Genomic DNA, 18,565 nt, shown 5'->3' with positions numbered 1-18,565 from the left:
CGATCTTGCTGTCACTCAACGGCTTTTTCTGATTTTCCGCAGCAACCAGTTTTTTGATGATCGCGCGGATCGCCGTGGACGAGCATTCACCGCCTTCGGAGGTGCTGACGTGGCTTGAGAAAAAGTATTTCAATTCATAGATACCGCGCGGGGTATGCATGAACTTCTGTGTGGTCACTCGGGAAATCGTCGATTCGTGCATGCCAACCGCTTCGGCGATGTCATGCAGAACCAGTGGCTTCATGGCTTCGTCCCCGTATTCCAGAAAGCCGCGCTGATGTTCGACGATCTGGGTGGCCACTTTCATCAAGGTTTCGTTGCGGCTTTGCAGGCTCTTGATGAACCAGCGGGCTTCCTGCAACTGGTTGCGCATGAAGGTGTTGTCGGCGCTGGTGTCGGCGCGGCGTACGAAGCCGGCGTACTGGGCGTTGACCCGCAGGCGGGGCACTGATTCCTGATTCAGTTCGACCAGCCAGCGTTCATTGTCCTTGCGCACAATGACGTCAGGGACGACGTATTCGGCTTCAGTGGATTCGATCTGAGAGCCTGGACGCGGGTTGAGGCTCTGCACCAGTTCGATGACTTGACGCAGTTCATCTTCCTTGAGCTTCATGCGCCGCATCAACTGGTTGTAATCGCGGCTGCCGAGCAAGTCGATGTAGTCGGTGACCAGACGTTTCGCTTCAGTCAGCCATGGTGTCTTCGCCGACAACTGGCGCAGTTGCAGCAACAGGCATTCGCCGAGGTTGCGGGCGCCGATGCCAGCGGGTTCAAACTGCTGAATGCGGTGCAGAACGGCTTCGATTTCGTCCAGCTCGATGTCCAGTTCCGGGTCGAACGCTTCGAGGATTTCTTCGAGGGTTTCGTCCAGGTAGCCCTGGTTGTTTATGCAGTCGACCAGGGTGACGGCGATCAGTCGGTCGGTGTCTGACATCGGGGCGAGATTGAGCTGCCACAGCAGGTGGCTTTGCAGACTTTCACCAGCGGAGGTGCGGGTGGTGAAGTCCCATTCGTCGTCATCGCTGCTGGGCAGGCTGCTGGCGCTGGTCTGATAGACGTCCTCCCAGGCCGTGTCGACCGGAAGCTCGTTGGGGATACGCTCGCTCCATTCGCCATCTTCCAGATTGTCCACCGTCGGAGCGGTTTCCTGATAGGACGGTTCCTGAATTTCGGTGTTGGGCTTCTGCTCGGCGTTGTCGGCCAGAGGGTCTGAGTTGTCGAAGTCGTCGCCTTCTTCCTGGCGCTCGAGCATCGGATTGGATTCCAGGGCCTCCTGGATTTCCTGTTGCAGATCCAGGGTCGACAATTGGAGCAGACGGATGGCCTGTTGCAGCTGAGGTGTCATCGTCAGCTGCTGGCCCATTCTCAAGACTAGCGATGGTTTCATGGCAGGGGCTTAACACCTTATTCGCCGGCGCACATGCGCCATCCACTACAGAGCGCCGAAGCGCCAAACTTAAGCAAATTATATGCCTGAAACTGAAGTGTTTGCCTAGAGCGTTGTAACAATTAAAGCGTATTAAATCCTGCTTGAATCGATACAGCGCCCGCGCGTCTCTCCGGGCGCTGTCGCGTTTACAGGCGGAACTCGTGACCCAGATACACTTCCTTGACCAGATCGTTGGCCAGGATGGTTTCTGCGTCGCCTTCGGCAATCAACTGGCCGTCGTTGACGATGTAAGCGGTTTCACAGATATCCAGCGTCTCACGCACGTTGTGGTCGGTGATCAGCACACCGATGCCCTTGGCCTTGAGGTGGTGGATGATCTGCTTGATGTCGCCGACCGAGATCGGGTCGACACCGGCGAACGGTTCGTCGAGCAGGATGAATTTCGGTGCGGTTGCCAGGGCACGCGCGATTTCCACTCGGCGGCGTTCACCACCGGACAGGCTCATGCCCAGGTTGTCGCGGATGTGGCTGATGTGAAATTCCTGCAGCAGGCTTTCCAGTTCCTTGCGACGACCGGCCTTGTCGAGCTCCTGACGGGTCTCGAGGATGGCCATGATGTTGTCGGCCACCGACAGCTTGCGGAAGATCGAGGCTTCTTGCGGTAGATAGCCGATACCAGCCTTTGCGCGACCGTGCATTGGCTGGTGGCTGACGTCCAGATCGTCGATCAGCACGCGGCCCTGATCGGCCTGTACCAGGCCGACAATCATGTAGAAGCATGTGGTCTTGCCGGCACCGTTCGGGCCGAGCAGGCCAACAATCTGGCCGCTGTCGATCGACAGGCTGACGTCACGCACGACCTGGCGGCTTTTATAGGCCTTGGCCAGGTGCTGAGCTTTCAGAGTTGCCATTACTGGGTTTTCTCGTCGGTTTTCTTCTTCGGCTGGATCACCATGTCGATGCGTGGACGCGACTCGGTGACCTTGCTGCCGGTAGCGCGACCGGCACTGGCCAGTTTCTTCACCGTGTCGTAGACGATTTTCTCGCCTTGGGTGATGTTGTCGTCCTTGTCGACAACCTTGGCCTTGTCGATCAGCACGACGCGGTTCTGCGCTGCATGGTACTGGATCGTTACGCCCCAGCCTTGAACGGGTTTCTTGTCGCCGGCGGTTTGCAGTTGCTCGAAGTAGGCAAGGTTGCCCACCGAGGTCACCACGTCGATGTCACCGGCCGGAGTGCGAGTGATGGTCACGGTGTTGCCGGTAACCTTCATCGAGCCCTGAGTGATGATCACGTCGCCTTTATAGGTGGCAACGCCATTCTTGTCGTCCAGTTGGGCATCGTCGGCCTGAATGCGGATCGGCTGCTCTTGATCGTTCGGCAGAGCCCAGGCGCTCACGCTTCCCAGTGCTGCGCCCAGACTGAGCAAAATAGGGAGGGTTTTAACGAGCCTCATACTGTCCTCTTACGTTCGATAGCAGGTGTATCCTGCTTTCCTTCAGATACGCTTTCATTCCCACGCCAGTCGATACACCCCCAGCGCCGTCGATTCTAACGGGTTGCGCGGTCTGCGCATATTGCTGCTGCGGGAACACCGTCATGCGAGTCGACGTGATCAGGGTGTCGCGGTTCTTTTCATCGGTGCGCTTGACGCGTACCGAGTCGATCAACTCGACTTCGGTGCCGCCCGAGTTCACTTCGCCGCGCTCACTGGTCACGTGCCATGGGAACGCTGTCCCGCGGTACATGTTCAGGTCGGGCTTGGTCACCAGTGTGATGTCGGTCGCCTTGACGTGTTCGGCCTTGTCGGACGTCATTTCATACTGCACTTTGCCGTCCGGAAGGTATTGCAAGGTATGCGTGTTGGTCGCATACCAGTCGATAGGGGTGTCTACCGACGAGGCTGGAGGTTTGTCGAGAAAGCGTTCCGGGCTGATGTTCCAGTAGCCGACCGCCGCGAATATCGCGGCTATACAGGCGAAGAGCAGGAAGTTACGAAATTTTTTGCTGAACATTTTTTGGCTCACAGGTACGCGGCGTTGGCCGCATCAAGGCGGCCCTGGGCGCGCAGGATCAATTCGCAGAATTCACGGGCGGCACCTTCGCCGCCGCGGGCCCGGGTCACGCCATGGGCGTGTTCGCGGACGAAATCAGCGGCGTTGGCCACGGCCATGCCCAAGCCTACGCGGCGGATCACCGGCAGGTCGGGCAGGTCGTCACCGAGGTAGGCGACCTGTTCATAGCTTAGGCCCAGTTGCTCAAGTAAACCGTCCAGAACCACCAATTTGTCTTCGCGGCCCTGAAACAGGTGCGCGATGCCGAGGTTTTTCGCTCGGCGCTCGACCACGGGCGTTTTACGGCCGCTGATGATGGCGGTCTGCACGCCAGCGTTCATCAGCATTTTGATGCCTTGACCGTCGAGGGTGTTGAACGTCTTGAACTCGCTGCCGTCTTCAAGGAAGTACAGGCGTCCGTCGGTAAGGACGCCGTCGACGTCGAAAACCGCCAGTTTGATCGCTTTTGCGCGTTGCAGCAGATCGGTGCTCATTACATCACTCCTGCGCGCAGCAGGTCGGAGAGGTTGAAGGCGCCAACCGGGCGATCTTCCTCATCGACAACTACCAGCGCGTTGATTCGGTGGTCTTCCATGATTTTCAGGGCTTCGGCGGCGAGCATTTCGGGCCGGGCGGTCTTGCCGTGGGCCGTCATCACCTGGTCGATGGTCGCGCTGCGGATGTCGATGCTGCGATCCAGCGTGCGGCGCAAATCGCCATCGGTGAAGATCCCGGCGAGCTTGCCGTCGGCTTCAAGAATCACGGTCATGCCCAGACCCTTGCGGGTCATTTCCATCAGAGCGTCCTTGAGCAGAGTGCCGCGTTGCACTTTCGGCAGCTCTTGCCCGCTGTGCATGACGTTTTCCACTTTCAGCAGCAGACGACGACCCAGCGCACCGCCCGGGTGAGAGAAAGCAAAATCTTCAGCGGTAAAGCCGCGCGCTTCCAGCAATGCAACGGCCAGGGCGTCACCCATGACCAGTGCCGCGGTGGTCGAGGAGGTCGGCGCCAGGTTCAGCGGGCAGGCTTCGTGCTCGACGTGAACGTTGAGGTTGACTTCGGCGGCTTTGGCCAGCGGCGAAGCCGGATTGCCGGTCACGCTGATCAACTGGATGCCCAGACGCTTGATCAAGGGCAGCAGGGTGACAATTTCGTTGGTCGAGCCGGAGTTCGAGAGGGCCAGGATCACGTCATCGCGAGTGATCATGCCCATGTCGCCGTGGCTGGCTTCGGCCGGGTGTACGAAAAAAGCGGGGGTGCCGGTGCTGGCCAGGGTCGCAGCAATCTTGTTGCCGACGTGCCCGGACTTGCCCATGCCGACCACCACCACACGGCCTTTGCTGGCCAGAATCATCTCGCAGGCGCGTACGAAATCGGCGTCGATATGGGGCAACAAGCCTTCTACGGCTTCCATTTCGAGGCGGATGGTGCGTTGTGCCGATTGAATCAGGTCGCTGGATTGGCTCATGTCAGAAATCGTATAGCCCGATGAAAAGGCGGCGATTATAGCGGTTATGTTGCAAAGCCTCACGCAAGTTCGTCGTGCTTTATCATTCCTCGTTACCAAAACCCGGCAAAACGGCCTCCAGTCCTCCCTTTATCGCTGAACACAGCCCGGCACAGGCCTTGGGCGCTTGGCCTTTGCAGTGATATAGTTCGCCGCCAGTTCGGCCTGCCCGGGATGTAAGTGCTTTTTAAGTAGAGCCAGGCGTCCGAGTGAGAGGCTGCATCGCAAGGAGTTTAGATGAGTGCCGATAACGCCTACGCGGTCGAGCTGAAGGGAGTCTCCTTCAAGCGCGGTGCGCGCAGCATTTTCAATAACGTCGATATCCGCATCCCGCGCGGCAAGGTCACCGGCATCATGGGGCCTTCCGGGTGTGGCAAGACCACCCTGTTGCGGTTGATGGGCGCACAGTTGCGTCCTTCCAGTGGCGAAGTCTGGGTGAACGGTCAGAACCTGCCGCAGCTTTCGCGCAGCGATCTGTTCGATGCACGCAAGCACATGGGCGTGCTGTTTCAGAGCGGTGCGCTGTTCACCGATCTCGATGTTTTCGAGAACGTCGCTTTTCCCCTGCGCGTTCATACCCAATTGCCGGAAGAAATGATCCGCGACATCGTCCTGCTCAAGCTGCAGGCCGTTGGCCTGCGCGGCGCCATCGATTTGATGCCCGACGAACTGTCCGGCGGCATGAAGCGTCGCGTGGCTCTGGCGAGGGCAATTGCGCTCGATCCACAGATCCTCATGTATGACGAACCGTTTGTTGGTCAGGACCCAATCGCCATGGGTGTGTTGGTGCGTCTGATCCGTCTGCTCAATGATGCGCTGGGGATCACCAGTATCGTGGTGTCCCACGATCTGGCCGAAACCGCGAGCATTGCCGACTACCTCTATATAGTCGGCGACGGTCAGGTACTGGGGCAGGGCACGCCGGATGAACTGATGAACTCGGACGAGCCGCGTATTCGTCAGTTCATGACGGGCGACCCTGACGGCCCGGTTCCGTATCACTTTCCAGCGACGGATTACCGCGCAGATCTTCTGGGGAAGCGCTGATGCGCAGAATTTCATTAATAGAACGCGTACGCCGGTTTGGCGAAGCGGCGATCGACGCCATTGCGGTGTTTGGTCGTGCAACGCTGTTCCTGTTTCACGCCTTGATCGGTCGTGGTGGCATCAGCGGCGGTTTTGGTCTGTTGGTCAAACAGTTGCATTCGGTGGGCGTCATGTCGCTGGTGATCATCGTGGTCTCCGGTATCTTTATCGGCATGGTGCTGGCATTACAGGGCTTCAGTATTCTGTCGAGCTACGGTTCGGAGCAGGCGGTAGGGCAGATGGTTGCTTTGACCCTGCTGCGTGAACTGGGCCCGGTGGTGACGGCGCTGTTGTTTGCCGGGCGTGCCGGTTCGGCATTGACCGCGGAAATCGGCAACATGAAATCCACCGAACAGCTTTCCAGCCTGGAAATGATCGGTGTCGACCCGCTCAAATACATTATCGCGCCGCGTCTGTGGGCGGGTTTCATCTCCCTGCCGGTGCTGGCGATGATTTTTAGTGTGGTGGGCATCTGGGGCGGCTCGTGGGTGGCTGTCGACTGGCTGGGCGTGTATGAAGGCTCCTATTGGGCGAACATGCAGAACAGCGTGAACTTCACCAGTGATGTGCTCAACGGTGTCATCAAAAGTATCGTTTTCGCCTTCGTAGTGACCTGGATCGCCGTATTCCAAGGCTATGACTGTGAGCCCACTTCAGAGGGGATCAGTCGTGCCACCACCAAGACCGTGGTGTTTGCCTCGCTGGCAGTGCTCGGCCTGGACTTTATTCTGACCGCTTTGATGTTTGGAGATTTCTGATGCAAAACCGCACCCTGGAAATCGGTGTCGGCCTGTTCCTGCTGGCAGGGATCCTGGCTTTGCTGCTGCTTGCTTTGCGGGTCAGTGGCCTGTCTCCGACTTCGACCACCGACACCTATAAACTTTATGCCTACTTTGACAATATCGCCGGTTTGACGGTCAGAGCCAAAGTGACCATGGCCGGCGTAACAATCGGTAAGGTCACGGCAATCGATCTGGATCGCGACAGCTTCACCGGTCGGGTGACCCTGCAAGTGGATAAGAAAGTCGACAATCTGCCGACCGATTCCACAGCGTCTATCCTGACCGCTGGTCTGCTGGGCGAGAAGTACATCGGTATCAGTGTGGGCGGGGAAGACGCCCGTCTGAAGGATGGTGGAACCATTCACGACACGCAGTCGTCACTGGTACTGGAAGACCTGATCGGTAAATTCCTGCTCAATACCGTTAGCAAAGACGCCAAATGAGGAGCTTTTGAATGATCTCTACCTTGCGACGTGGACTGTTGGTGCTGCTTGCGACATTGCCATTGATGGGCACTGCTGTGGCGGCGCAGTCGGCGCACGATCTGGTTCAGGACACCACGAACCGGATGTTGGCTGACCTGGCGGCCAATAAAGAAAAGTACAAACAGGATCCGCAGGATTTCTATACCGCGCTGAACAACATTGTCGGCCCTGTGGTGGATGCCGAAGGCATTTCCAAAAGCATCATGACGGTCAAGTATTCGCGCAAGGCGACACCGGCACAGATGCAGACATTCCAGGAAAACTTCAAGAAAGGCCTGTTCCAGTTCTATGGCAACGCCTTGCTTGAGTACAACAACCAGGGCATCACCGTTGATCCGGCCAAGGACGAGTCGGGCGATCGCACCAGCGTCGGCATGACCGTCAAGGGCAGCAACGGCGCGATCTATCCCGTGCAGTACACGCTCGAGAAGATCAACGGCGAGTGGAAGCTGCGCAATGTGATCATCAACGGTATCAACATCGGCAAGCTGTTCCGTGATCAGTTCTCTGATGCGATGCAGCGCAATGGCAACAACCTGGACGCGACCATCAACGGTTGGGCCGGTGAAGTCGCCAAAGCCAAAGAAGAAACCGACAAAGCTGCCGTGAAGCCAGCGCAATGAAAGAGGCGGCAGTGCGTATGAGTGATGTCGATGAGCTTTTGCTCAGCGGAGTGCTGGACTACCGCACCGGGCCTGATCTGCGCAAGGAAGGTGAGGCGCTGATCAAGTCCAGCAAGGCTTCGTCGCTGGTCATCGACTGCTCGGGCGTAAAGAAGTCCAGCAGCATCGGTTTGTCGTTGCTGCTGTGCTTCATGCGCGATGCTCAAGCGGCCGGCAAGGCTGTCAGCATCAGGGCGATGCCCGACGACATGCGCGAAATCGCTCAGGTCAGCGAGCTGACCGAAGTGCTGGCGCTACACTGAATTCGCATCGATAAAGAAGCCCCCCGTCAGAGTCCTGCCATGCGGGGTTCGCAGGCGCGGGGCTTTTTTGTATGATGTCCGACCCGTGCGCACAGGGCGCCGATTGAGGTTGAGCATGCAGGCCGTAGAAGTGAAGAGCTTCCTTGAAGGAAAGCTGCCCGGAACGTTGGTAGAAGTTGAGGGCGAAGGCTGCAATTTCCAGCTGAACGTGATTAGCGATGAACTGGCGGCGTTGAGCCCGGTGAAGCGTCAGCAGCAGATCTATGCCCATTTGAACCCATGGATCACCGATGGCAGCATCCATGCGGTCACTATGAAATTTTTCAGCAGCGCGGCCTGGGCCGAGCGCACCTGAGCCTAAGGGCGTCGAGATTCTTATGGATAAACTGATTATTACCGGCGGCGTTCGTCTTGATGGCGAAATCCGCATCTCCGGGGCAAAGAACTCCGCCCTGCCGATCCTGGCAGCCACCCTGCTGTGCGATGGCCCGGTGACGGTTGGCAACCTGCCTCACCTGCACGACATCACCACGATGATCGAGCTGTTCGGTCGCATGGGCATTGAGCCTGTGATCGACGAGAAACTCAGCGTCGAAATCGACCCGCGCACCATCAAGACCCTGATCGCTCCGTACGAACTGGTGAAAACCATGCGTGCGTCGATCCTGGTACTGGGCCCGATGGTTGCCCGTTTCGGTGAAGCCGAAGTCGCACTGCCTGGCGGTTGCGCCATCGGCTCGCGTCCGGTCGACCTGCACATCCGTGGCCTCGAAGCCATGGGCGCGGTAATCGACGTCGAAGGCGGCTACATCAAGGCCAAGGCGCCTGAAGGCGGCTTGCGCGGCGCGAGCTTTTTCTTCGATACCGTGAGTGTGACCGGTACCGAAAACATCATGATGGCTGCTGCTCTGGCCAAGGGCCGCAGCGTGCTGCAGAACGCGGCGCGTGAGCCTGAAGTGGTTGACCTGGCGAACTTCCTCAACGCCATGGGCGCCAAGGTTTCCGGTGCCGGCACTGACACCATCACCATTGATGGCGTTGAGCGTCTGGGGTCGTGCTTCTACAAAGTCATGCCTGACCGTATCGAAACCGGCACCTATCTGGTGGCCGCTGCAGTGACCGGCGGTCGTGTGAAGGTCAAGGATACCGATCCGACCATCCTCGAAGCTGTTTTGGAAAAACTCCGTGAAGCCGGCGCAGAGGTCACCAGCGGTGAAGACTGGATCGAGCTGAACATGCATGGCAAGCGCCCGAAAGCGGTCAACGTGCGCACTGCGCCGTACCCGGCGTTCCCGACTGACATGCAGGCACAGTTCATCTCGCTCAACGCCATTGCCGAAGGCACTGGCGCAGTGATCGAGACGATCTTCGAAAACCGCTTCATGCACGTCTACGAACTGCACCGCATGGGCGCCAAGATCCAGGTCGAAGGCAACACCGCCATCGTCACCGGTACTGAAGTCCTCAAAGGCGCGCCAGTGATGGCAACCGACCTGCGTGCTTCGGCCAGCCTGGTGATTTCGGCGCTCGTTGCCGAAGGCGATACCCTGATCGACCGCATCTACCACATCGACCGTGGTTACGAGTGCATCGAAGAAAAACTGCAGATGCTGGGCGCCAAGATCCGTCGCGTTCCGGGCTAATAGCTGCTGCATGGGCACAAGGATGTGCCCGTTGAATTCGTTTTGAATCGAGCCGGTATCGGCTCGATGTGTGTCCGGCGCCGATTGCGACCGGACATGAGTACCTTGATAAGGACTGACGTTTCCCATGTTGACCATCGCACTGTCCAAGGGCCGCATCCTTGACGACACCCTGCCGCTTCTCGCTGAAGCGGGCATCGTGCCGACCGAGAATCCGGACAAGAGCCGCAAGCTGATCATCCCCACGACGCAGGCAGACGTACGCCTGCTCATCGTGCGCGCCACCGACGTGCCGACCTATGTCGAGCATGGCGCGGCCGACCTCGGCGTGGCCGGTAAAGACGTGTTGATGGAATACACCGGCCAGGGCCTGTACGAGCCACTGGACCTGCAGATCGCCCAGTGCAAACTGATGACCGCCGGCAAGATCGGCGCGGTCGAGCCCAAGGGCCGTCTGCGCGTGGCGACCAAGTTCGTCAACGTCGCCAAGCGTTACTACGCCGAGCAGGGCCGTCAGGTCGACATCATCAAGCTTTACGGCTCGATGGAACTCGCGCCGTTGATCGGTCTGGCCGACAAGATCATCGACGTGGTCGACACCGGTAACACCCTGCGCGCCAATGGCCTGGAACCTCAGGAGCTGATCGCCACGATCAGCTCGCGCCTGGTGGTCAACAAGGCTTCGATGAAAATGCAACACGCCCGCATCCAGGCGTTGATCGACACCCTGCGCAACGCAGTGGAGTCTCGACACCGCGGCTGATTTACTTGCGCGACCCCAGGTCGCGCCGTCTATCCGCCTCATAGCCAGAATTCTCAGGTGCCCAAGCGGATCGAATGGTAGTTTCGGGCGCCTGAGTTTTTGCCATTCCTATGAGGCTCTCGCTATGACCGCACCGACTGCAATTCGCCGACTCAACGCTGCTGACCCGGATTTCGCGCATCATCTGGATCATCTGCTGAGCTGGGAAAGTGTGTCTGACGACTCGGTCAATCAGCGCGTGCTGGACATTATCAAGGCTGTGCGCGAGCGCGGTGACGCAGCGCTGGTCGAGTTCACCCAGAAGTTCGACGGTCTGGAAGTGGCCTCGATGGCTGACCTGATCCTGCCGCGCGAGCGCCTGGAACTTGCCCTGACCCGCATCACCGTGCCGCAACGCGAAGCCTTGGAAAAAGCCGCAGCTCGGGTGCGCAGCTACCACGAAAAACAGAAGCAGGATTCCTGGAGCTACACCGAGGCCGACGGCACGGTACTGGGCCAGAAGGTCACGCCGCTCGATCGCGCAGGGCTGTACGTGCCGGGCGGCAAGGCGTCGTACCCGTCGTCGGTGTTGATGAACGCGATTCCGGCCAAGGTCGCCGGTGTGACCGAAGTGGTCATGGTCGTGCCGACTCCGCGTGGTGAAATCAATGAACTGGTACTGGCGGCGGCGTGCATCGCTGGTGTCGACCGGGTGTTCACCATTGGTGGCGCGCAGGCGGTTGCCGCCCTGGCTTACGGTACCGAAAGCGTGCCGCAGGTCGACAAAGTGGTCGGCCCGGGCAACATCTATGTAGCGACAGCCAAGCGCCACGTTTTTGGTCAGGTCGGTATCGACATGATCGCCGGCCCTTCGGAAATTCTCGTCGTGTGCGACGGTCAGACCGATCCTGACTGGATCGCCATGGATCTGTTCTCCCAGGCTGAACACGATGAAGACGCTCAGGCGATTCTGGTCAGCCCCGACGCCGAGTTTCTCGACAAGGTTGCCGCGAGCATCGACAAACTGCTGCCGACCATGGATCGCGCGACCATCATCGAAACCTCGATCAATGGTCGCGGTGCGCTGATTCATGTGCGTGACATGGCGCAGGCGATCGAAGTCGCCAACCGCATCGCTCCGGAGCATCTGGAGTTGTCGGTCGCTGACCCGCAAGCCTGGCTGCCGCAGATCCGCCACGCGGGTGCGATCTTCATGGGCCGTCACACCAGCGAAGCCCTGGGCGACTACTGCGCGGGCCCCAATCATGTATTGCCGACATCCGGCACTGCACGTTTCTCCTCGCCGCTGGGCGTGTATGACTTCCAGAAACGTTCGTCGATCATCTTCTGTTCCGAGGACGGTGCTTCGCAGCTGGGTAAAACCGCATCCGTGCTGGCCCGTGGCGAATCGCTGAGTGCCCACGCGCGCAGCGCCGAATACCGCATCAAAGACGAATCGAAGGGGAACTGAACATGAGTAAATTCTGGAGCCCGTTCGTCAAGGATCTGGTGCCGTATGTACCGGGCGAACAGCCGAAACTGACCAAACTGGTCAAGCTCAATACCAATGAAAACCCTTATGGCCCGTCGCCAAAAGCCCTGGCGGCGATGCAGACCGAGCTCAACGACAACCTGCGTCTGTACCCGGACCCGAACAGCGACTTGCTGAAAAACGCGGTTGCTAACTACTACGGCGTGCAGAGCAATCAGGTGTTCCTGGGCAACGGCTCGGATGAAGTGCTTGCGCACATCTTCCACGGCCTGTTGCAACACGAGCAGCCGTTGTTGTTTCCGGACATCAGTTACAGCTTTTATCCGGTGTATTGCGGTCTGTACGGCATCAAGTTTGATGCGGTACCGCTTGATGCGCAGTTCCAGATCAACCCGGCGGACTACGCCAAGCCGAACGGCGGGATCATTTTCCCTAACCCGAACGCCCCCACCGGTTGCCTGCTGGCGCTGGACGCGGTTGAGCAGATTCTCAAGGCCAGCCCGGATTCGGTGGTAGTGGTCGATGAGGCTTATATCGATTTTGGCGGCGAGACGGCCATCAGCCTGGTGGATCGCTATCCGAACCTGCTGGTGACGCAGACCCTGTCCAAATCCCGTTCACTGGCGGGCCTGCGGGTCGGTTTGGCGGTGGGGCATCCAGACTTGATCGAGGCGCTGGAGCGTATCAAGAACAGCTTCAACTCCTATCCATTGGATCGTCTGGCGAATGTCGGTGCCGCGGCGGCGTTCGAGGATCGTGAGTACTTCGACAAGACTTGCCGTCTGGTCATCGAGAGCCGTGAATGGGTGATTGCGCAGTTGCAGGCCAAGGGCTTTGAGGTGCTACCGTCGGCGGCGAACTTCATCTTCGCCCGGCATCTGCAACATGACGCCGCAGGGCTGGCGGCCAAATTGCGTGAGCAAGGCGTGATCGTGCGGCACTTCAAGCAGGCGCGGATTGCGCAGTTCCTGCGGATTTCGATCGGCACGCCGGAGCAGAATCAGGCGTTGATCGACGGGCTCGGCGACCTCTAAACCGCTTTCGCGAGCAAGCCCGCTCCCACAGTGGATTTGTGCACGACACAGATCAAATGTGGGAGCGGTCTTGCTTGCGAATGCAGCGCCGCGAATCCTGAGCCTTACTCGTGATGTGGCTCCCCCAAAAACGTCAGCGAACTGAACAACCCTCGACTGTTCACATCAACACTGTCCTTCACCGGCACCTCAACCTGCGCGGCAATCACATTCAACCCCTCATTTCGTACCAACACCTGCGCGCGCCCGTCCTTGTCGGTCTCGGTGCTCAGCGTATTCGGCGCGCTCCGATAATCGCCGATCAACTTCACGCCCGCTGCCGGTTTGCCATCGAGCAAAACCCGTACCGGCAATGAATTCCCCGGCCCGACGGTTAGCGGATCGACCTCCGGCAAAATCAGCAGTTTGATCTGATCGAGCTTGGGCAACTTCGCTCCCGGTTGATAAATCGCCAGGCTGTATTTGAACGTCTGCGTCGCTTCGATTGCACCGGGCACTTTGCTGCGACCTTCGTTGATCCACTTCTTGTCAGCCGTTTGCGACCACATCCCGTTGTTCAGCGCCACCGCCATGACCGCCGGCGTTTTCAGCGGCTTCAGGCGGGCGTGATCGGCAAGGCGCTCGACGCTGACCGGGATCATCTTGCCGCCCGCGTCATAGGCCCACGCGCCGCTGATTTTCTGGGCCTTGAAGGCATTGTCTTCGGCGCCGTGGCCGTAGATCACTTCGATGTTGCCGCGACGTTGTTCTGTCCACAGGCCATGGGCTGTGGCTTGTGTGGCGAACAGCGCGGCGAGGATCAGGAGGGTTTTACGGTATTGCATGGTGACGTCCTTTTACAGGTTGAGTGTCAGGCTGACGGTGAAATTGCGCGGTTCGCCGGGGTTGACCCAGTAGTTGCTGTACGAGCGCTCGTCGTATTTTTCGTCGAACAGATTGTTCAGGTTCAGGCCAACGGTGACGTTGTCGCTGGCCTTGTAATGGGCCAGCAGGTCGACGGTGTGATAGGCCGGTAATTCGAAGTCACTGCCCGACTCACCCGAACGGTCACCGACATACGTAAACGCTGCGCCGACGTCCGAGCCGCGCAGGTGACCATCCTGAAATTCGTAAACACCGAGCAAACTGCCGCTGCGCTTGGCCACGCCGAGAATTCGGCTGCCAGTGGCAATCACCGCGTCGCCCTTGGTCACTTCGGCGTCGATGTAGGCAAATGCCCCGATCACCCTTACGGCATCGGTGACTTGCCCGGTCACTTGCAGATCGAAGCCACGACTACGCGCCTTGCCCAACGCACGGCGGGTGTCGGTGCCCGGGTCGAGGGCAAGGACGTTTTCCTTGTCGATGTGGAAGAAGGCGAGGGTGCTGCTCAGGCGTTCGTCGAACAGTTCGTTCTTGATGCCGATTTCGTAGCCAACGCCTTCTTCCGGGGCGAAGGATTTGCCGGCGGCGTCGAGGCCGTTGTTCGGTTTGAATGACGTCGAGGCGTTGGCGAACAGGCCGGTATCGGGCGTCAACTGATAGAGCAGGCCGGCGCGCTGGGTGAGGGCATCGTGACTCTGTCGGCTGCTGGCACTGCGGGTTTTATCGTCGATGCGTTGGTCGAAATGTTCGAAACGCGCGCCGATCATCCCGCGCAGTTTGTCCGTGAAGACGATTTGATCCTGCAGGTTCAGTGCGTGGCTTTCGACGTGTTCGAAGAAGTCTGTGCCCGAGCGTGCGCCATCGGGTTTTGGCTGACCGTAGATCGGCCGGTAGATGTCGATGGCGTAAGGGCTGCCGGCGAAGGTCGTGACTCGTTCGTTCTTGCGATAGTTTTCGTATTCGGTGCCGATCAGCAGTTCGTGCTGCCAGGGGCCGAGGTCGAACAGGCCGCGCAGTTCCAGTTGGGTGATGCTGTCATGCCAGCGATTGTCGCGCTCGCGGTAACGGCGGTTGACGGTGTGGCCGTCGGCATTCAGCGCACGACTTTCAGAGGCGAAGCCCCAGAGTTTGCCTTCCTTGTAGTGGCTGGCCAGGCGTAGTTTCCAGCTGTCATTGAGGTGATGTTCAAGCGTCGCCTGCAGCAGGTTGTTGTGGTTGTCGATGTTGCCGTCGTTCGGTTCGCCGAGGAAGGTCGAGCGCGAGACGCCACTCCATTTATTGTTCGGCGCAACAATGCCGCGATCGAAGGTGGAGCTGTGACGGACGATTTCGCTTTCTACTAACAGCGATGTGTCCGGGTTCAGCTGCCAACTGATCGAAGGCGCGACGAATACACGCTGGCTGTCGACGTGTTCGCGAAAGCTGTGGTTGTCCTCGATGGCGAGGTTGATTCGCGCGAGCACGTCACCTTCTGCATCGAGCGGCGTGTTGACGTCCAGCGCGGTGCGATAACGATCCCAACTGCCGGCGCTGGTTTGCAGGGTGGTGAAGGCTTCGGGTTGTGGTTTCTTGGTGACGATGTTCACCGTGCCGCCAGGGTCGCCGCGGCCGTACAGGCTGGCGGCCGGGCCCTTGAGCACTTCGATGCGCTCGAGATTGGCGACGTCGGGCGTGGCCGTATAGCCGCGATTGGCGCTGAAGCCGTCCTTATAGAATTCCGAAGTGGTGAAACCGCGCACGCTGTATTCGTAGAGGGTCAGGCCGCCGAAGTTGTTTTGCTTCGACACGCCGCCGGCGAAATCCAGTGCGCGCTCTACGCTGGTGCTGCCCAGATCCTTGAGCACGCTGGCGGGCACCACGCTGATGGCTTGGGGGATGTCGCGGATCGCGGTATCGGTTTTGGTCGCGCTGGAGGAGCGTGTGGCGCGGTAGCCCTTGACCGGGCCGGTGGGGGATTCGTAATCGGAGGTGACGCTGATGGCGTCGAGTTCGAGCGGTATTTGATCTTCGGCGAAGACCGGATCGCCCAATAAACCCAAGGGCAGACCGAGAGTCAGGCCCAGTAGAGAGGCCTTTGTTCGAGACGACATGTTATGTTGTTCCAATGGTTAAATTGAAACAATATAACATGCCTTTTGAGAATGTCTGTTATTCGCGCCATCGGCGCGAACAAAGTCTTACTGTTCTTTTTCCTGCACCGGTGCCGGTGGTGGGCGCAGGCCGATTTCTGCGGTGAGCTTGAGTTCTTTGCCGTTACGCATCACCTGAATCGTCACCTTGTCGGTGGGTTTGATCCGCGCGACCTGGTTCATCGAGCGACGACCATCGCCGGCCGGTTCGCCATCGATACTCAGAATCACGTCACCCAATTGCAGGCCGGCCTTCTGCGCCGGACCGTCACGGAAGATACCGGCGACAACAATCCCCGGGCGCCCTGACAGACCGAACGACTCCGCCAGTTCCTGGGTCAGCGGCTGCACTTCAATACCCAGCCAGCCACGAATCACCTGGCCGTGCTCGATGATCGACTTCATCACTTCCATCGCCAGTTTCACCGGGATGGCAAAACCGATGCCCTGCGAGCCGCCGGACTTGGAGAAGATTGCCGTGTTGATGCCAGTGAGGTTGCCGTTGGCGTCGACCAGCGCGCCGCCGGAGTTGCCCGGGTTGATCGCCGCGTCGGTCTGGATGAAGTCTTCGTAGTTGTTCAGGCCCAACTGGTTCCGCCCGGTGGCGCTGATGATGCCCATGGTCACGGTCTGGCCGACGCCGAACGGGTTGCCGATGGCCAGCGCGACATCGCCGATGCGAATATTGTCGGAGCGCCCGACGGTAATCGACGGCAGGTTTTTCAAGTCAATCTTCAATACGGCGAGGTCGGTTTCCGGGTCGCTGCCGATCACCCGAGCGAGGGTTTCACGACCGTCCTTGAGCGCCACGACGATCTGATCGGCACCGCTGGTGACGTGGTTGTTGGTCAGAATGTAGCCTTCCGGGCTCATGATCACGCCGGAGCCGAGGCTCGATTCCATGCGCTTCTGCTTGGGCGAGTTGTCACCGAAGAAGCGGCGGAACTGCGGATCCTCAAACAATGGATGCGCCGGTTTGTTGATGACTTTGGTGGTGTACAGATTGACCACTGACGGTGCGGCAGTGGTCACCGCGTCCGCATAGGACACCGGCCCCTGTTGCACGCTGGTGGTCTGCGGGGCCTGTTGCAGGTTGACGTCGAGGCTCGGCAGCCCGACCCATTGCGGGTAACGCTGAATAATCAACAGAGCGATAAGCACACCGGCCAACAGCGGCCAGCCCATAAAACGTAGCGCCTTGAACATTAAGCACGTCCTGGAAAAGTTGCAGGCGGGGTCAGACCGCCCATAATGTCGCGCATTATACGAGGCCGCGCGCGCCTCTGAACGGGATATTTAGGAGTCTTTCATGGCCGTCGCCCTCAGCACCCTCGTCGAAGAAGCCGATCGTTACCTGGGCAGTGCAAAAATCGCCGACTATTGCCCCAACGGGTTGCAGGTCGAGGGCCGTCCGCAGGTGATGCGCATTGTCAGCGGCGTCACCGCCAGCCAGGCGTTGCTCGATGCCGCCGTCGAGGCCGAGGCCGATCTGGTGCTGGTGCATCACGGTTATTTCTGGAAGGGCGAAAACCCGTGCATCACCGGCATGAAGCAGCGTCGACTCAAGACATTGCTCAAGCACGACATCAGTCTGCTCGCCTATCACTTGCCGCTGGACCTCCACCCGGACGTGGGCAATAACGTGCAACTGGCGCGTCAACTGGACATCACCGTTGAAGGCCCGCTGGATCCGGATAATCTGAAAATCGTCGGTCTGGTCGGCTCGCTGAGCGAACCTGTCACCCCGCGTGATTTCGCCCGCAAGGTGCAGGAAGTCATGGGCCGTGAGCCGTTGCTGGTCGAAGGCAGCGCGATGATCCGTCGGGTTGGCTGGTGCACTGGCGGCGGCCAGGGTTATATCGATCAGGGTGTGGCGGCGGGCGTCGATCTGTTCCTGAGTGGCGAAGCATCCGAGCAGACTTTTCACAGTGCCCGGGAAAACGACATCAGCTTCATCGCCGCCGGCCACCATGCCACCGAGCGTTATGGTGTGCAGGCGCTGGGCGATTATCTGGCAAAGCGTTTTGCTGTCGAACACATCTTCATCGATTGCCCGAACCCGATTTGACGTATCACATCGATCCAAGGTGGGAGGGGGCTTGCTCCCGAATGCGGTGTGTCATTCAAAAATGATTTCGACTGATCCAGCGCTTTCTCGAGCAAGCCCGCTCCCACAGGAGGGCGCTTCCTGCCCAAACGAGTGGGCATATTCATATGCTCTTTCGATCTAGTTGGCGTCCTGATTAGAAGAAGCTCGCTGTGCTAGGATTCCCCGCTCGAACACGGCCCGCTGGCCGTTCATAAGAAAGCTTTCGTGAGTAGCCATGGTCGACAAACTGACGCATCTGAAACAGCTGGAGGCGGAAAGCATCATCTTAATCCGAGAGGTGTGATCTGATTTCTATATGGCGGTTATGGTTTTCTGTATCTTT

At 58.9% G+C, this 18,565-nt stretch carries 20 protein-coding genes and 1 pseudogene; 12 read left to right on the top strand and 9 right to left on the bottom strand.

Annotation, left to right across the window (positions count from 1 at the left end; all coding sequences use genetic code 11):
* From ACIOU6_RS23400 to ACIOU6_RS23375, 6 genes are all read right to left on the bottom strand, one after another.
* Positions 1-1,387, bottom strand: a 1,387-nt coding sequence (locus tag ACIOU6_RS23400) for an RNA polymerase factor sigma-54 (protein ID WP_401139029.1), incomplete at its 3' end; no start/stop codon positions are given.
* A gap of 188 nt (positions 1,388-1,575) precedes the next feature.
* Complete coding sequence (lptB, locus tag ACIOU6_RS23395; protein WP_008085069.1) at positions 1,576-2,301, bottom strand: LPS export ABC transporter ATP-binding protein; 726 nt, start codon at positions 2,299-2,301, stop codon at positions 1,576-1,578.
* Positions 2,301-2,846: a lipopolysaccharide transport periplasmic protein LptA gene (lptA, locus tag ACIOU6_RS23390; RefSeq protein WP_221730036.1), complete on the bottom strand. Its 546-nt coding sequence runs from the start codon at positions 2,844-2,846 to the stop codon at positions 2,301-2,303. Before lptA ends, lptB begins: the two co-directional genes overlap by 1 nt.
* Positions 2,833-3,405 (bottom strand): LPS export ABC transporter periplasmic protein LptC, encoded by a 573-nt coding sequence (lptC, locus tag ACIOU6_RS23385; protein WP_401139028.1) that lies wholly within the window; start codon positions 3,403-3,405, stop codon positions 2,833-2,835. The genes lptA and lptC overlap by 14 nt, the downstream gene beginning before the upstream one ends.
* Positions 3,406-3,413: 8 nt before the next feature.
* Positions 3,414-3,938 carry an HAD family hydrolase gene (locus ACIOU6_RS23380; protein ID WP_221730034.1) on the bottom strand — a complete coding sequence of 175 codons (525 nt, stop codon included), beginning with the start codon at positions 3,936-3,938 and terminating at the stop codon, positions 3,414-3,416.
* A complete protein-coding gene (locus ACIOU6_RS23375; RefSeq protein WP_221730033.1) occupies positions 3,938-4,912 on the bottom strand; it encodes a KpsF/GutQ family sugar-phosphate isomerase in 975 nt (324 codons plus the stop codon). Before ACIOU6_RS23375 ends, ACIOU6_RS23380 begins: the two co-directional genes overlap by 1 nt.
* A 276-nt stretch (positions 4,913-5,188) precedes the next feature.
* Here ACIOU6_RS23375 and ACIOU6_RS23370 point away from each other — a divergent pair, with 276 nt between their 5' ends.
* The 10 genes from ACIOU6_RS23370 (at position 5,189) to hisC (ending at position 13,140) form a co-directional block, all read left to right on the top strand.
* The gene (locus ACIOU6_RS23370; RefSeq protein ID WP_221730032.1) at positions 5,189-5,998 is read left to right on the top strand and encodes an ATP-binding cassette domain-containing protein; all 810 of its coding nucleotides are present in this window, start codon (positions 5,189-5,191) and stop codon (positions 5,996-5,998) included.
* Positions 5,998-6,795, top strand: a complete 798-nt coding sequence (mlaE, locus tag ACIOU6_RS23365) for a lipid asymmetry maintenance ABC transporter permease subunit MlaE (protein ID WP_221730031.1) — start codon at positions 5,998-6,000, stop codon at positions 6,793-6,795. The genes ACIOU6_RS23370 and mlaE overlap by 1 nt, the downstream gene beginning before the upstream one ends.
* A complete protein-coding gene (gene mlaD / locus ACIOU6_RS23360; protein WP_095190863.1) occupies positions 6,795-7,262 on the top strand; it encodes an outer membrane lipid asymmetry maintenance protein MlaD in 468 nt (155 codons plus the stop codon). The genes mlaE and mlaD overlap by 1 nt, the downstream gene beginning before the upstream one ends.
* A gap of 11 nt (positions 7,263-7,273) precedes the next feature.
* Positions 7,274-7,927: a phospholipid-binding protein MlaC gene (locus ACIOU6_RS23355; protein WP_221730030.1), complete on the top strand. Its 654-nt coding sequence runs from the start codon at positions 7,274-7,276 to the stop codon at positions 7,925-7,927.
* Positions 7,924-8,229 (top strand): lipid asymmetry maintenance protein MlaB, encoded by a 306-nt coding sequence (locus ACIOU6_RS23350; protein WP_221730029.1) that lies wholly within the window; start codon positions 7,924-7,926, stop codon positions 8,227-8,229. Before ACIOU6_RS23355 ends, ACIOU6_RS23350 begins: the two co-directional genes overlap by 4 nt.
* A gap of 115 nt (positions 8,230-8,344) precedes the next feature.
* Positions 8,345-8,584, top strand: a complete 240-nt coding sequence (locus ACIOU6_RS23345) for a BolA family protein (protein WP_007912386.1) — start codon at positions 8,345-8,347, stop codon at positions 8,582-8,584.
* 22 nt (positions 8,585-8,606) lie between these two features.
* Complete coding sequence (gene murA, locus ACIOU6_RS23340) at positions 8,607-9,872, top strand: UDP-N-acetylglucosamine 1-carboxyvinyltransferase (protein WP_045122295.1); 1,266 nt, start codon at positions 8,607-8,609, stop codon at positions 9,870-9,872.
* A gap of 127 nt (positions 9,873-9,999) precedes the next feature.
* Positions 10,000-10,635, top strand: a complete 636-nt coding sequence (hisG, locus tag ACIOU6_RS23335; RefSeq protein ID WP_221730028.1) for an ATP phosphoribosyltransferase — start codon at positions 10,000-10,002, stop codon at positions 10,633-10,635.
* Positions 10,636-10,759: 124 nt separating this feature from the next.
* The gene (gene hisD / locus ACIOU6_RS23330) at positions 10,760-12,085 is read left to right on the top strand and encodes a histidinol dehydrogenase (protein ID WP_221730027.1); all 1,326 of its coding nucleotides are present in this window, start codon (positions 10,760-10,762) and stop codon (positions 12,083-12,085) included.
* Between the two features lie 2 nt (positions 12,086-12,087).
* Positions 12,088-13,140 carry a histidinol-phosphate transaminase gene (hisC, locus tag ACIOU6_RS23325; protein WP_401139027.1) on the top strand — a complete coding sequence of 351 codons (1,053 nt, stop codon included), beginning with the start codon at positions 12,088-12,090 and terminating at the stop codon, positions 13,138-13,140.
* Positions 13,141-13,244: 104 nt separating this feature from the next.
* Here the strand turns inward: hisC and ACIOU6_RS23320 are convergent, their stop codons facing one another.
* The 3 genes from ACIOU6_RS23320 to algW form a co-directional block, all read right to left on the bottom strand.
* Positions 13,245-13,964, bottom strand: coding sequence for a DUF4198 domain-containing protein (locus tag ACIOU6_RS23320; RefSeq protein WP_339431762.1), 720 nt, complete (start codon positions 13,962-13,964; stop codon positions 13,245-13,247).
* A 12-nt stretch (positions 13,965-13,976) separates the two neighbouring features.
* Entirely contained in the window at positions 13,977-16,094 is a 2,118-nt protein-coding gene (locus tag ACIOU6_RS23315) for a TonB-dependent siderophore receptor (RefSeq protein ID WP_401139026.1), read from the bottom strand.
* Between the two features lie 87 nt (positions 16,095-16,181).
* Complete coding sequence (gene algW, locus ACIOU6_RS23310; RefSeq protein ID WP_221730023.1) at positions 16,182-17,339, bottom strand: Do family serine endopeptidase AlgW; 1,158 nt, start codon at positions 17,337-17,339, stop codon at positions 16,182-16,184.
* A 103-nt stretch (positions 17,340-17,442) separates the two neighbouring features.
* On the opposite strand from algW, the gene ACIOU6_RS23305 reads away from it, so the two are divergent.
* Both ACIOU6_RS23305 and ACIOU6_RS23300 read left to right on the top strand, forming a co-directional pair.
* Positions 17,443-18,201 (top strand): Nif3-like dinuclear metal center hexameric protein, encoded by a 759-nt coding sequence (locus tag ACIOU6_RS23305; protein ID WP_221730022.1) that lies wholly within the window; start codon positions 17,443-17,445, stop codon positions 18,199-18,201.
* Positions 18,202-18,457: 256 nt separating this feature from the next.
* A pseudogene (locus ACIOU6_RS23300) lies at positions 18,458-18,565 on the top strand (sulfate adenylyltransferase small subunit); the annotation flags it as partial.

This window comes from Pseudomonas sp. NPDC087615 (genome assembly GCF_044743445.1).
Taxonomy (GTDB): domain Bacteria; phylum Pseudomonadota; class Gammaproteobacteria; order Pseudomonadales; family Pseudomonadaceae; genus Aquipseudomonas; species Aquipseudomonas baetica_A.
This window is presented reverse-complemented; position numbering and strand designations above follow the sequence as displayed.

What these genes read in the sequence shown, in the direction of transcription:
- lptB (WP_008085069.1), bottom strand. Translation starts at nt 2,301, where the DNA reads ATGGCAACTCTGAAAGCTCAGCACCTGGCCAAGGCCTATAAAAGCCGC.
- lptA (WP_221730036.1), bottom strand. Translation starts at nt 2,846, where the DNA reads ATGAGGCTCGTTAAAACCCTCCCTATTTTGCTCAGTCTGGGCGCAGCA.
- lptC (WP_401139028.1), bottom strand. Translation starts at nt 3,405, where the DNA reads ATGTTCAGCAAAAAATTTCGTAACTTCCTGCTCTTCGCCTGTATAGCC.
- ACIOU6_RS23380 (WP_221730034.1), bottom strand. Translation starts at nt 3,938, where the DNA reads ATGAGCACCGATCTGCTGCAACGCGCAAAAGCGATCAAACTGGCGGTT.
- ACIOU6_RS23375 (WP_221730033.1), bottom strand. Translation starts at nt 4,912, where the DNA reads ATGAGCCAATCCAGCGACCTGATTCAATCGGCACAACGCACCATCCGC.
- ACIOU6_RS23370 (WP_221730032.1), top strand. Translation starts at nt 5,189, where the DNA reads ATGAGTGCCGATAACGCCTACGCGGTCGAGCTGAAGGGAGTCTCCTTC.
- mlaE (WP_221730031.1), top strand. Translation starts at nt 5,998, where the DNA reads ATGCGCAGAATTTCATTAATAGAACGCGTACGCCGGTTTGGCGAAGCG.
- mlaD (WP_095190863.1), top strand. Translation starts at nt 6,795, where the DNA reads ATGCAAAACCGCACCCTGGAAATCGGTGTCGGCCTGTTCCTGCTGGCA.
- ACIOU6_RS23355 (WP_221730030.1), top strand. Translation starts at nt 7,274, where the DNA reads ATGATCTCTACCTTGCGACGTGGACTGTTGGTGCTGCTTGCGACATTG.
- ACIOU6_RS23350 (WP_221730029.1), top strand. Translation starts at nt 7,924, where the DNA reads ATGAAAGAGGCGGCAGTGCGTATGAGTGATGTCGATGAGCTTTTGCTC.
- ACIOU6_RS23345 (WP_007912386.1), top strand. Translation starts at nt 8,345, where the DNA reads ATGCAGGCCGTAGAAGTGAAGAGCTTCCTTGAAGGAAAGCTGCCCGGA.
- murA (WP_045122295.1), top strand. Translation starts at nt 8,607, where the DNA reads ATGGATAAACTGATTATTACCGGCGGCGTTCGTCTTGATGGCGAAATC.
- hisG (WP_221730028.1), top strand. Translation starts at nt 10,000, where the DNA reads ATGTTGACCATCGCACTGTCCAAGGGCCGCATCCTTGACGACACCCTG.
- hisD (WP_221730027.1), top strand. Translation starts at nt 10,760, where the DNA reads ATGACCGCACCGACTGCAATTCGCCGACTCAACGCTGCTGACCCGGAT.
- hisC (WP_401139027.1), top strand. Translation starts at nt 12,088, where the DNA reads ATGAGTAAATTCTGGAGCCCGTTCGTCAAGGATCTGGTGCCGTATGTA.
- ACIOU6_RS23320 (WP_339431762.1), bottom strand. Translation starts at nt 13,964, where the DNA reads ATGCAATACCGTAAAACCCTCCTGATCCTCGCCGCGCTGTTCGCCACA.
- ACIOU6_RS23315 (WP_401139026.1), bottom strand. Translation starts at nt 16,094, where the DNA reads ATGTCGTCTCGAACAAAGGCCTCTCTACTGGGCCTGACTCTCGGTCTG.
- algW (WP_221730023.1), bottom strand. Translation starts at nt 17,339, where the DNA reads ATGTTCAAGGCGCTACGTTTTATGGGCTGGCCGCTGTTGGCCGGTGTG.
- ACIOU6_RS23305 (WP_221730022.1), top strand. Translation starts at nt 17,443, where the DNA reads ATGGCCGTCGCCCTCAGCACCCTCGTCGAAGAAGCCGATCGTTACCTG.